General features: G+C 41.0%; 14 protein-coding genes. 5 read left to right on the plus strand and 9 right to left on the minus strand.

Going from position 1 to position 12,554, the window contains the following annotated elements; all coding sequences use genetic code 11:
- Positions 1-12: 12 nt before the first annotated feature.
- From P1X15_RS02180 to rplM, 8 genes are all read right to left on the minus strand, one after another.
- The gene (locus tag P1X15_RS02180) at positions 13-906 is read right to left on the minus strand and encodes a DUF3078 domain-containing protein (RefSeq protein WP_277336503.1); all 894 of its coding nucleotides are present in this window, start codon (positions 904-906) and stop codon (positions 13-15) included.
- Between the two features lie 92 nt (positions 907-998).
- On the minus strand, positions 999-1,829 hold the full coding sequence (locus P1X15_RS02185) for a mechanosensitive ion channel family protein (RefSeq protein WP_277336504.1): 831 nt from the start codon (positions 1,827-1,829) through the stop codon (positions 999-1,001).
- Positions 1,826-2,035, minus strand: coding sequence for a hypothetical protein (locus P1X15_RS02190; RefSeq protein ID WP_028667510.1), 210 nt, complete (start codon positions 2,033-2,035; stop codon positions 1,826-1,828). Before P1X15_RS02190 ends, P1X15_RS02185 begins: the two co-directional genes overlap by 4 nt.
- Positions 2,036-2,039: 4 nt before the next feature.
- Positions 2,040-2,666 carry an RNA polymerase sigma factor gene (locus tag P1X15_RS02195; protein ID WP_277336505.1) on the minus strand — a complete coding sequence of 209 codons (627 nt, stop codon included), beginning with the start codon at positions 2,664-2,666 and terminating at the stop codon, positions 2,040-2,042.
- A 187-nt stretch (positions 2,667-2,853) separates the two neighbouring features.
- On the minus strand, positions 2,854-3,690 hold the full coding sequence (tsf, locus tag P1X15_RS02200) for a translation elongation factor Ts (RefSeq protein ID WP_028667512.1): 837 nt from the start codon (positions 3,688-3,690) through the stop codon (positions 2,854-2,856).
- Positions 3,691-3,910: 220 nt separating this feature from the next.
- The gene (gene rpsB / locus P1X15_RS02205) at positions 3,911-4,714 is read right to left on the minus strand and encodes a 30S ribosomal protein S2 (protein ID WP_028667513.1); all 804 of its coding nucleotides are present in this window, start codon (positions 4,712-4,714) and stop codon (positions 3,911-3,913) included.
- 186 nt (positions 4,715-4,900) lie between these two features.
- Positions 4,901-5,287, minus strand: a complete 387-nt coding sequence (rpsI, locus tag P1X15_RS02210) for a 30S ribosomal protein S9 (protein WP_277336506.1) — start codon at positions 5,285-5,287, stop codon at positions 4,901-4,903.
- 2 nt (positions 5,288-5,289) lie between these two features.
- Positions 5,290-5,733, minus strand: coding sequence for a 50S ribosomal protein L13 (gene rplM / locus P1X15_RS02215; RefSeq protein WP_028667515.1), 444 nt, complete (start codon positions 5,731-5,733; stop codon positions 5,290-5,292).
- A gap of 226 nt (positions 5,734-5,959) precedes the next feature.
- Between rplM and nadB the strand changes: the two genes are divergently transcribed.
- Positions 5,960-7,543 (plus strand): L-aspartate oxidase, encoded by a 1,584-nt coding sequence (nadB, locus tag P1X15_RS02220; RefSeq protein WP_277336507.1) that lies wholly within the window; start codon positions 5,960-5,962, stop codon positions 7,541-7,543.
- An 83-nt stretch (positions 7,544-7,626) separates the two neighbouring features.
- Positions 7,627-8,883, plus strand: a complete 1,257-nt coding sequence (locus P1X15_RS02225) for a DUF5690 family protein (protein WP_277336508.1) — start codon at positions 7,627-7,629, stop codon at positions 8,881-8,883.
- A gap of 43 nt (positions 8,884-8,926) precedes the next feature.
- On the opposite strand, the gene P1X15_RS02230 is transcribed toward P1X15_RS02225, so the two are convergent.
- Entirely contained in the window at positions 8,927-9,841 is a 915-nt protein-coding gene (locus P1X15_RS02230; RefSeq protein ID WP_277336509.1) for an RraA family protein, read from the minus strand.
- A 220-nt stretch (positions 9,842-10,061) separates the two neighbouring features.
- Between P1X15_RS02230 and P1X15_RS02235 the strand changes: the two genes are divergently transcribed.
- The 3 genes from P1X15_RS02235 to P1X15_RS02245 all read left to right on the plus strand — a co-directional run bounded on the left by P1X15_RS02235 (position 10,062) and on the right by P1X15_RS02245 (position 12,546).
- Positions 10,062-11,495, plus strand: coding sequence for a mandelate racemase/muconate lactonizing enzyme family protein (locus P1X15_RS02235; protein WP_277336510.1), 1,434 nt, complete (start codon positions 10,062-10,064; stop codon positions 11,493-11,495).
- Between the two features lie 134 nt (positions 11,496-11,629).
- Positions 11,630-12,046, plus strand: coding sequence for a hypothetical protein (locus P1X15_RS02240; RefSeq protein WP_277336511.1), 417 nt, complete (start codon positions 11,630-11,632; stop codon positions 12,044-12,046).
- Positions 12,047-12,063: 17 nt separating this feature from the next.
- The gene (locus P1X15_RS02245; RefSeq protein ID WP_277336512.1) at positions 12,064-12,546 is read left to right on the plus strand and encodes a hypothetical protein; all 483 of its coding nucleotides are present in this window, start codon (positions 12,064-12,066) and stop codon (positions 12,544-12,546) included.
- The last annotated feature ends 8 nt before the right edge of the window (positions 12,547-12,554 follow it).

Here is a 12,554-nt window from a genome sequence, read left to right on the forward strand (position 1 = left end):
GATAAAATCCAACTACCATTTGTACAAAAATCCAAAATTGATAGATTGGGCTATTTGCATTTTTGCGATTTGGTCTTGATCATAGATTGCAATTAGCCCCAAGTTGACATTGAAATATTTCGCAAACTTAGCCGTCAATTGTGCATCTAACCTATTATCGATAGCTGCTAGGTCTTTTACACTGGCAAAGGCTTGGTAGCGCCATTTGAAATTGACATCTTTGGCGATGTCTTTATCAAAGTTCATTACCAATTGCATTAGTGCTACTTCATTTTTGATGGATTTTCCTCTTTCTACCCCATAATTAGCGAATTGATATTCGGGATTGAGGCGGTCAATATTTAAGTAAAGATCTTTGTTACCTAAAATAGTTTGACGAACTGCACCGGGAGCAAACTGCATACTAAAGTATTTTTGGGGTTTCCACTCTATACCGATTGCTTCCGTAATATAAGCAGGTGTAAAAAAACCAGAGATGAATGGGCGACGCTCGTCTTTATAATCGCGTCCATTGGCGATTTGTGACAAAAAGTTGAGGTTTGCAAAGAAGAGCCATTTTGAGTTTGTGCCTAGTTTACGCCCGTATTTAGAATCAAAAAATATTCGGTCTACGCTTTTGAGAAAAGCATCTTCTTTGTTGCTGATAGCCCCTAACTGAAATTGGAAATCATTGACCCAATTGTCACGGTCTTTGGTATATTCAGCTTTGGTGTTGAAATAGACACCTAAAGAGATGTTATTGATACCACCGCCTTGCCAGCTGCCGCTAAAAGTACCTTGACTTAAATTAAGCCCAAACTGAGAGTTTTTTTTCCAACTTGTGTCTTTTACTGCCTCTTGGGCCATAGACATAAATGTATTTGCTGAAGCAAAAAGGGTGACTAAAACAAAAGTCCACTTTTTCATAGGGATTGGTATTTATGGTTGTGAAAATAAGACCCGACCAGAAACTGTGTTCATCGGGTAATAACACCAAAGGTTTTTTAAGACCTCTGAGATTAATTATCAAAGACTGTTATTTTTTTAGATTGAATTACTTGAAGCGGAAATACAGTTTGAGAATCTCCAGTTTGAAGAGTGATAGAAGTATTATCTATGTGTATTATTTTACCTTTTATTTCGTCTATTTGGATTGTTTGGCCTAACTGAAATCGATTATTATTATAAAACGAGGCTAACAAATTTGACAAAACATCGCGAGAAGCAAAGCCATATCCTACCGCAAATGCCAGTATAATGCCTCCAATGATGAGGTTAAAACTAGACTCCAAAAGTTCTGTATTGATACCTGCTTGTCCTAGAGCGCTGATAAGTGTAATGACTGAAAAGAAAGAAAAAACGATACTCCCTATAAGTTTGGCTGAGGGGACATTGAAAGACTTACAAATGGACACTACTGCATTTTTGAGCGTTTCTGCTACCAATACTCCAATTTGTAGCATAATAGCAGCTACGATTAGCTGAGGCACAAAGTTTACTAATTTTTCTACTAAGCCAGTAATAGCGCCCACTCCTAAGGTACGAGTAGCGTCCGTAATAAAGCCTAGCATGATAAAATAATAGAGTACCTTTGAAACTATTTGACTTAGCTTTATTTCGGTTTGTAACTGTTTGACGATACTTATTTCATTGAGTTTTTCCCCAATTCGGTCAAACCCAATTTTTTCCAATACTTTTTTGAGAATAATAGATATGCCTTTAGCTACTAAATACCCTATTAAAAGGATAAAAGCCGCAAAAATAAATCTTGGGACAAAATCAACAAATTGGTTTATGAGTTTCGTTAGAGTACTTATCAAAACTTCGGTCAAATTAGGAAGTTCTTTCATTCAATGTCTGATTTGGGGGTTGAGTCCGTTGAATTTAAAGGGTTATTCATAGTTGCTGCTGAGCCAGCTACGTTGAAAAAATGGCCTACAAACAAAGTTACTAGTTCTAATGTATTACGTACTGTATCAATTTCAGAAACGAGGGCTCTTTTGAGAGACTCAGGAACTTTGTCGTCGGGATCTATATCAAAAAAGACCTCGTTCATTTTTTTAGTGAGAATGATTTAGCCACCACTTGATGAGAATTGCTATTTGACTTGCCAATAAAACTACCAAAACAATAGTTTCTAGATAGCGTTTTTTGAGTTTCTCTTTTGTTCTTTTTAAGCGCATTTTGACTGCGCTTTCTGTGAAACCAAAAGTGTCAGCAATATCACGAATACTAAAATCATCCTGATATTTCATTAATAAAATAGTTCTTTCTTCATGAGATAATCCCTCCAAAGCTTTTTTTAATTTTTTTGCTTCTAATTCAATACCATCAAATTCTTCAGGCTCATCTGCAATATCAATTGTTTCATTTAATTCGTCTTCTGCTTGCTTTTTATGCACCCGTAACTGGTCCATACAATAGTTGTAAGTAATTGAAAAAAGCCAAGTTGAAAACTTTGAACTTTCTTTAAAGGTACCTACTCGTAAAATAAGCTTTAAAAAAATATCATGTGTAAAATCTTCTGCTTTAGCTTGGTCTTTTACGAAAGAAAGACATTTTCGATAAACTTTATCCGCGTAACGTTCATATAGTTCTTCAAAAAAAGTATTACGTTGGGTATCGACGTATAAACGCACCAACTGTTCGTCGGTGTAGTGGCTCAGTCCTATTGAGTGTACAGACATTGTGACGCGTAATAAGGTTTATAGTAACAAGGTAGACCAGAAAAAAATAAAATATTTACAAAATATCTGTATTTAGTTGATTGCTTCAGTAAACAACATGTAAAGAAACTATTTTTAAAGAATATAGATACAAAAAAACCCCAGAAATTAATTTTCAGGGGTTTTGAAAGGTTAATATTGAGGTACATTAAGCACCGATAGCGACGTGCTTGAATGTTTTTATAGTAAGACCTTTTTGAGTTTTGTCGAGCAACTGGGCGATAGTCAAAGAACCATCCTTGATAAACTCTTGGTTGAGCAAAGTGCTCTCTTTGTAAAATTTATTGAGACGACCAAGGGCAATCTTCTCGAGCATTGCTTCGGCTTTGCCTTCGTTGCGAGCTAGTTCTTTTCCAATTTCGATTTCGCGTTCGATTGTAGCTGCATCTACATCATCTTTGTCAAGAGCGATAGGTTTCATAGCCGCGATTTGCATAGCCACATCTTTTCCAACTTCTGACAAGTCAGTGCCATTAGCACCCATGAAAGCTACTAATACGCCACGTTTGTTGTTTGAGTGAACATAAGAGCTTATTACATCGCCACTTACATTTTCATAAGATACCAACTCAAGTTTCTCTCCAATTTTACCAATCAGCTCAGTGATTTGGGCTTGAAGTGTTTGACCGTCTGCTTGCACAGTAGCCAAGAGAGTTTCTTTATCAGGAGCATTGGTTGCTACGGCTTGGCTCATAATATTCATTGCCAAGTTTTGGAAGCTTTCTACTTTAGATACAGGTTCAGTTTCGCATGCCAAGCCTACGATTTTGCCGTTAGTACCATCAGCGCTTACATGAACTAATACTAAACCTTCCGATACCACGTTGTCGGCACGTTTAGCTGCTACTTTTTGGCCTTGTTTACGGAGAATATCAATTGCTTGTTCAAAATCACCATCGGCTTCGGTGAGGGCTTTTTTACAATCCATCATACCTGCACCAGTCATTTGGCGAAGTTTGTTAACATCTGCTGCTGTGATAGCCATTTGTTTAAAGTTTAATTATTTAGTTTAATCAAGATGAGTACAATGTATTGAGTTACAATAGAATCAGAAGTGGTAAAACTACACAATACCTTTGGTTGAAACTCAAATACTTATTTTATGAAATCGTTAAACGGAAAAGCCCATAGCATTTAGAAGGCTACGGGCTATCCGATAAGAGGACGGCCGCTGCCGACCGTCGCGCCGAAGCGGGATTGAGTGCTTATTCCTCGTCAGCGGCTTCTACAGCTGCTTGAGGAGTCTCAACTTCTTCACCTAAGTCTTCTGAGCGTTTTGCATCTTCTTCTTCTGCAAGGCGGGCATCATCGCGCTCTTGTTTGCGCTCAAGCAATCCTTCTTCGATTGCTTTTCCGATAGCCAACGTAATGAGAGAAATAGACTTGTAAGCATCGTCATTGGCAGGGATGACAAAATCTACCTCATTGGGGTTAGAGTTTGTATCACACATTGCAATGACTGGGATGTTCAAACGTTTTGCTTCGGCTACTGCGATGTGCTCACGTTTTACGTCAACCACAAACAATGCGGCTGGCAAACGAGTCAAATCAGCAACACCACCGAGCAAACGCTCCAATTTATCTTTTTCGCGACCTTTGATAAGGCGCTCACGTTTTGCGATATTATTTGCAGTAGCTTCATCACCCAACAATTTCTCCAATCCTTGCATTTTTTTCAATGACTTACGGATAGTGGCGAAGTTTGTCAACATTCCACCCAACCAACGTTCCGTAACGAATGGCATCTTCAAACGACGCGCTTCTTCAGATACGATTTCTTGGGCTTGCTTCTTCGTCGCTACAAACATCACTTTACGGCCTGAGCGCACTACGCTTTTTACATAGTGGCAAGCTTCATCAAGTGAGGCAACTGTTTTATTAAGGTCAATGATATGGATTCCGTTTTTCTCCATGAAGATATACGGTGCCATACGTGGATCCCATTTGCGGGTTAAGTGACCAAAGTGTACGCCTGCATCTAACAGGTCTTTGTACTCTAATTGTGCCATTTTTTTGTTTTAAAATGAAAATTGTAAATAATTGAATAGTACGCAGCACCGCGCGACGGACACTGTAAGCGCAGTCTGGACGTGATTAATTTGATAATTTGATAACTGAGTAATTTGAAAGTAAAGAGCTTTTGAAGACTTTAATTTTCAAAATAACCAATCCCCCAATTTTCAAATTGAAAGTTATTAACGTTTTGAGAACTGGAAACGACGGCGAGCTTTAGCGCGTCCGTATTTCTTACGTTCTACCATACGGGCATCACGCGTCAAGAAACCTTCTTTTTTCAATGCTGGGCGGAAATCGTTATTGATTTCACACAAAGCACGCGCAATCGCCATACGAGTGGCTTCTGCTTGGCCTCTGATTCCACCTCCACGTACATTCACTTTGATGTCGTAGTTAGCTACGGCGTTGACGGTCGTTAAAGGTTGTTTCAAAATGATTTGAAGCGTTTCTACTGGAAAATATTCAGCAAATTCGCGGCCATTGACCTTGATTTCACCTTGTCCGGTAGATACATAAACGCGGGCTACTGAAGTTTTTCTTCTACCTACTGTGTTCGTAACTTCCATGATTAAAATTTAATTTCTTTCGGTTGTTGAGCCGCATGCGGGTGTTCAGCACCAGCGTACACGTGCAAATTTGTAAAAATGCTACGACCTAAACGGTTTTTAGGTAACATACCTTTTACCGCCATTTCTATCACTTTGTGAGGTTGTTTAGCTAACACTTCACGAGGAGTGGCAAAACGTTGACCACCAGGGTGACCTGTGTGACGTACATATTCTTTGTCTGTCATCTTTTTGCCCGTCAAACGAATTTTGTCGGCATTGATGACAATCACGTTGTCTCCGCAGTCTACGTGCGGGGTGAAAGACGGCTTGTGCTTACCGCGCAAAATTTTGGCAATTTGGCTAGCCAAACGACCCAAAATTTCACCGTTTGCATCTACCACTACCCACTCCTTTTGTACGGTAGCAGAGTTAGCCGAAACGGTTTTGTAACTGAGTGTATCCACTTTAGTTATTACTTTTTTCGTTGAAAATCAATTAATTAACTATATAAACGGGCATTTTGAGGCGAAAATCGGACTGCAAATATAGCGGTTTGGTTTTTGAATAGCAAAATGATTCTGAAAATTAAATTATTACTAAATATTTCTTTATTCTTGCAGGACAGAAAAGACTTTAATTTTGCCTTTTCAAGTTAGGTTAGGTATTCACCATTTTGCAACTAAACTTTATATGCCTCAGTTCGATTTTTTAGTGATAGGCTCTGGAATTGCGGGCCTAAGTTATGCCGCCAAATTAGCTCGGCATTTTGACGCACGCAAAGAGAAAGTCTCGATTGCAGTCATTACAAAAGTACAGGCAGACGAAACCAATACTAAATATGCCCAAGGAGGAATAGCAGCGGTATGGTCGGAAGAAGATTCTTTCGAAAAACACATCGAAGATACTATGGTAGCTGGAGGTGGTATTAGCAAACGCCACATTGTGGAGATTGTGGTCAAAGAAGCTCCTGAGCGTATTATGGAGCTGATTTCGTATGGGACTCGCTTTGATAAAGAAGCAGACGGCGACTATGATTTGGCCAAAGAAGGAGGCCACTCTGACCATCGTATCTTACATTTTAAAGATGCCACAGGTGCCGAAATCGAAAGGGCGTTGCTTGGTGAGGTGAAGCGTCATGCTTCTATTCAAATCTTTACGCATTATTTTGCGGTGGATTTGATTACGCAACATCATCTGGGCGAAACGGTCTATCGACACCGCGACGATATTAAGTGTTTTGGAGCTTATGTGCTTGATACCAAAACGGGTAAAGTCGAAAAGTTTTTGGCCAAAACTACTATGTTGGCTACGGGCGGAATCGGGAATATTTACCAAAATACCACCAACCCTCGCATTGCTACCGGCGACGGTATTGCGATGGCGTATCGTGCCAAAGGAGTTTGTGACAATATGGAGTTCATTCAGTTTCACCCTACGGCCCTTTACCAACCTGGTAAAAAACCAAACTTCCTGATTTCGGAGGCTGTGCGTGGTTTTGGGGGGATTTTGCGAAACAAAAAAGGGGAAACTTTCATGGAGCATTACGACCCACGTTTGTCGCTTGCTCCTCGCGATATCGTAGCGCGTTCGATTGACTCCGAAATGAAAAAGTATGGAGATGAATGCGTGTATATCGATGTCACTCATTGTGACTATGAGAAGTTTATTGAACATTTTCCCAATATTACGGCTTATTGTAGCGATAATTTAGGAATTGATATTCGTAAAGACTATATCCCCGTCGTGCCAGCGCAGCATTATATGTGTGGTGGAATTAAGGTCAATGAATTTGGGCAGACCAATATTTTCTTCTTGTATGCTACTGGCGAATGTGCCTGTACGGGGCTGCACGGGGCTAATCGCCTTGCTTCTAATTCGCTTTTGGAAGCTGTAGTATTTGCACACCGAGCTTTCCTGAAAACCATTGACAATCTACCTGATGCTCATATTCCAGACAACGTACCCGAATGGAACGATGAAGGTACGACGCACCCGGAGGAGGCTATTTTGGTGACCGAAATGACCAAAGAGTTGGAAGCTATCATGTCAAATTATGTGGGGATTGTCCGTACAAATCGCCGTTTGAAACGCGCTCACGACCGTGTAGAATTGATTTATAAAGAACACGAAGAACTCTACTGGCAGTCGAAGGTGTCGGTGCCGATTATGGAGCTTCGTAATATGATTAACGTATCGTATTTGGTACTCAAAATGGCAATGGCGCGCCGCGAAAATGTAGGGCTACATTACAATTTAGACAATGTGAAGAAGTAATAACATTTGCAAAACACGGATTTTACTATTTTTGGGTGTTTATCAACAAACACCCTTTTTTTATTATTGCTAAACCCTTTTTCATGAAAAAAACATCCGAACTCCGCCTGATGGTATGGGGTGCTACTGCTGCTTTCTCCACTTATGCTTGTATGTATGCTTTTCGCAAAGGAATCACCGCCGCTACTTTTGAAGGAATGGTTTTTTGGGGGATTGATTACAAAATTTGGCTCATTACTTTGCAAGTGTTGGGATATGCACTCTCTAAGCTTATCGGTATCAAGGTAGTATCGGAAATGAAACCGGCCCAACGTGCCTTTTTTATTCTTTCTTTTATTGGGATTTCGGAGCTTGCTTTGCTAGGATTTGCGCTTGTACCAGCACCTTACAATATCCCCTTTTTGTTTCTCAATGGCCTGCCTTTGGGTATGGTATATGGTACTGTTTTGGGCTTTTTGGAAGGACGCCGACAAACCGACGCGTTGGTGGCGGGGCTTACCGCTTCCTTTATTTTTGCTTCAGGCTTTGTAAAAACCATCGGCAAAATGCTGCTCAACGAAGGTGTATCAGAATTTTGGATGCCTTTTGTGACGGGCTTGCTATTTGCGGTGCCGTTGGTGTTGGCGATTGGGGCTTTGGCCAAGCTTCCTGCACCTACGCTTGAAGATCAAGCCGAACGTACCGAAAGGGCACCCATGAATGCGATAGAGCGTTCGAAGTTTATCCAGACTTTTTCGGTGGGATTGATACTGTTAATATGCTCGTATGTGTTGCTATCTGCTTTCCGCGATTTTCGCGACAACTTTGCCCCTGAGATTTTGCGAGCAGCGGGGGTAGACAACCCTTTGATTTTTACACAGACAGAAACAACTGTTTCGGTATTTATCTTGATTCTGATGGGAACGCTCCGTTGGGTAAAAGACAATTGGCGAGCTTTTTATTTTATCAATGGGTTGTTGATTGTGGGCGGTATTACGGTGGGAGTGAGTACTTGGCTTTTTCAGCAAGGGATGTTGTCGGCGGGAGTGTGGTTTACGTTGACAGGCGTGGGGCTTTATCTGGCGTATGTGCCTTGCAATGGCCTTTACTTTGAGCGTTTGGTGGCTTCTTTCAAATATGTCAGTACTGTAGGGTTTGTGGTGACTTTGGCCGATTGGTGGGGGTATTTGGGAAGTGTATTGGTATTGCTTTACAAAAACTTTGGTCAGCCCAATATCAGTTTCCTTGATTTCTTCATTTACGGGGGCTATATCTTAGCGGTGTTTTATGTCATCTTGGTAGTGATTTCGTTTGGGTATTTTAAAAGAAAATATGAGGAAAAAGTATTAGAAATAAATTAAGGGGGCATTTATGGGATAATGCCCCCATTATCTCTACAATCATTTACTCCCTCGACAAAAACTTCTCAATCTGCTCGCTTGTCAAATACACTTTTCCTGAACGCGTTTTGATGTGCTCGCGGAAGGCGTTTTTGATAGCTTCACTCCATTTCATGTCAATTTCACCTGGGGTGAATTTATTTTCGCGGAGCATTTTGTGCCCAAACTCGTCTTGCAATGCAATAAACTCGGACTGATTTACTACTTTTTCGGCCAAATGTGCGGGAATAAAAATCACACCTTCGGGTTTGCCCAACACCAAGTCACCTGGCAAAACTGACGCCCGACCAATACGAATAGGGCAGTTGATGCAGGTCATGGTCATATCTTTGATGGCCGAGGGGTCGTAGCCACGCGTAAAGCTCACGAAGCCATCGATAGCACTTAGACCTTCGAGGTCGCGGACGCCTGCGTCGAACACCACGCCCGTTTTAGATTTAGCATAAATCGAGTTGCCAAGGTTATCGCCAATGAGCGTGCCGTCGATGATTTTTCCGTACCCATCGGCTACATAAACGTCATTAATTTGAAGCGCGTCGATAGGCCATGAGTTGGTGTTGCCTTTGCGACCTTCAGCTTTGCCTTTTTCCTTGATGGGTTTTTCCATATCGGGACGTGCAGGCATGTATTGCGCTGTCAAGACACGGCCTACCAATGGTTTTTCGGGGTGAATGATTTGAAAATTGCCTTCAAATTGGTTGTTGTAGCCATCTCCCCGCATGATTCCCCATGCTTCTTCGATAGAGACGTTGGCGAGCCTTTTTACAATTTCATCAGGAACTTTGGGACGGCCGTCAGGAAAACGCTCGCCCTTCCATTCTTGCGTATAAAACATGATAAGCTCTTTGGGCGCTTGAATCTGAGCGAATAAAGGTGAGGTGATAAAGGCTAGTACAAAAGCCGAGAAAATTTTTTTCATGATGGATTGAACTTGTTAAGGATTATATAGACAAAAGTCTGACAATTAACTTTTCTACACTTCTATCTTTTTCCAACGGTGAATTTTGAAATATTTTCAGAAAAAATTGACCTAATCTTGTGCCAAGATAAGATTAATCTTTAAATTATTCTTTTTTTGACGACACACAACTCGTTGTTCTAAGTCCCATTTTTCTTTTCATTTTTAATTCTAAACCCCAATGAAAAAACTATTAGACCGATTCAAGTTACCCTCCACCCATGCAAACAGTGAAAACAACCGTCGCGACTTTTTGAGAAAAGGTGTTTTGGGAGGATTATCATTAGGACTGATGCTCGACGGCAAGCATGAGCAAGAAATGGAATTTATCACCCAAAAAGTAAAGCGGGATTCAAAACCTTCAGAACTTAAAATCACGGATTTAAGGATTGCCCACTTGCAAGGGGTTCCTTTCAGAAGTCCGATTATTCGGATTGATACCAACCAAGGATTGGTGGGGTGGGGAGAAGTGAGAGATGGAGCAAGCCCCAATTATGCACTCATGCTCAAAAGCCGTTTGCTGGGTCAAAACCCTTGTAACGTAGAAAAAATATTCAAAGAAATCAAACAATTTGGCGGGCATGGTAGAGCCGCTGGCGGGGTATGTGGCGTTGAAATGGCACTGTGGGATTTGGCAGGAAAGGCTTACAATGTTCCTGTATATCAGATGCTTGGAGGTAAGTATCGTGACGAAGTACGCCTCTATGCCGATACCCCCGAAATCAGTGACCCTTCTACTTTTGCCAAAAAACTAAAAGAAACCCGTTTGGATAAAGGCTATACATTCTTGAAAATGGATTTTGGAATTGGCTTGTTGGCCGATAAACCCGGCATGCTCATTGGAGCCAATGTGTGGAAACTCAATCAGAGAGATAATAAAACAAAAACCGTGGGAAACTATGGCCTTACCAAGCACCCTTTTACGCGTATTCAGATTACCGATAAGGGGCTTGATTATATTGCCGAGTATGTGAGCAAGATTCGGGAAGGAGTAGGGTATAACATTCCGGTCTCTGCCGACCACTTTGGTCACTTTGATGTAAACACGGCGATTCGTTTGGGTAAAGCTGTCGAAAAATATCAATTGGCTTGGCTTGAAGATTTGGTGCCTTGGTTTTATACCGACCAGTGGAAACAGATTTCGGATGCGATTGATACTCCGACGCTTACGGGGGAAGATATTTTCTTAAAAGAAGAGTTTATTAAGTTGATTGATGCCAAAGCGGTAGATTTGATTCACCCAGATTTGGCTTCTTCGGGCGGGATTTTGGAAACCAAAAAAATTGGAGACTATGCCGAAGAGCACGGGATTCCGATGGCAATGCACTTTGCAGGTAGCCCTATTTCGTTTATGGCCAATGTACATTGTGCGGCAGCTACCGAAAATTTTGTAGCACTAGAGCACCACGGCGTAGATGTGCCCGGCTGGGAAGATATTGTGACAGGAAATAAACCATTGGTAGTAAATGGATTTGCGCCAGTGCCCAACAAGCCAGGCTTGGGAGTAGAACTTAATGAAGAAGTAGCTAAGAAGTTTTTGATGAAAGATCAGAAATGGTTTGCACCTACCGACGAGTGGAACACCAAAGACTCTTGGGATAGAGATTGGAGTTAATCTGAGTGGTTGATAATTATGCTCGCCAGAGTGGAAGGAGGCGTTAGTTGATTCAAAAAAATCGACGAACGCCTCCTTTATTTTTCCAACTTTTTGGTAGTGCCTTGCGTCTTTGGTATAAAATGACACGTACAATGAAAAATATTCTGCTGCTAATTCTTTTCATAGCTTGCTTTTCGTGTAAAGACAAGTATCTCACGCCCGAAATCGTTCAGCCTTTAGTAGGAAAATGGAGGGTAGTGGCTGTAGAGCCAGTTGGAAAAAATGAATGGCAGTATGTGACCCAAGATGGCCAATACCAGTTTGAGATTCGGTATGATGGTGTGGTACTTAGTGCCAATGGCTTACCTGCTTGTTGCGCCCCTAACAAACTCAATATTAATGGTAAAACATTTAAGATTGAGCCTCAATCGCGGCTTCCCGAAAACCCTCAATGTTCTTTGGTCAATTGTGTATATTGTGAAACGTGGTATATGGATTTACAGGATGATGTACTTACTATCAGATATTGTAATGGAGGTGTAGGGCGAGCACGCTATACTAAAATCTAAACCCTCAGTAGGCTCACATGAAAAATATTACTTATGTACTTTTGTTAATAGGAATGAATTGGGGATGTAGGCCCAAAAATGACATTTCTCCCAAAACGGCTCCTGTAGATAATGCTTTTGGACTAAAATACAAAGACAAAACAAGCATTGAAGTAGAAGGTACTAAATCAACGTTGGAACTTTCCGAGCTTGAAGACGGAAGATGCATTGGAAAAAACATAGTGTGTGTTTGGGCAGGAGATATTTTTGTGACCTTACTACTAGACAACGACACGGTGATTAGACTCCAATTAAATGGGCCTACGCTGGATCAATTGACTTCCTCAGCGGTTTCGATTTATGCTAGGGCAGGTTATGCCAAAGAAGCCACAGTAAAATTAAACAATGTGCCTTACATCATCCGTTTAGAACAAGTAGATGTTAAAAATTTGAATGAAGAATGGGCAGCCTTGACTCCTAAAGAAAATTACACAGTTTGGTTGAAGATTTTTAAAGATTAGAGAACAAA

The organism is Runella sp. MFBS21 (genome assembly GCF_029433105.1).
Lineage (GTDB): Bacteria > Bacteroidota > Bacteroidia > Cytophagales > Spirosomataceae > Runella.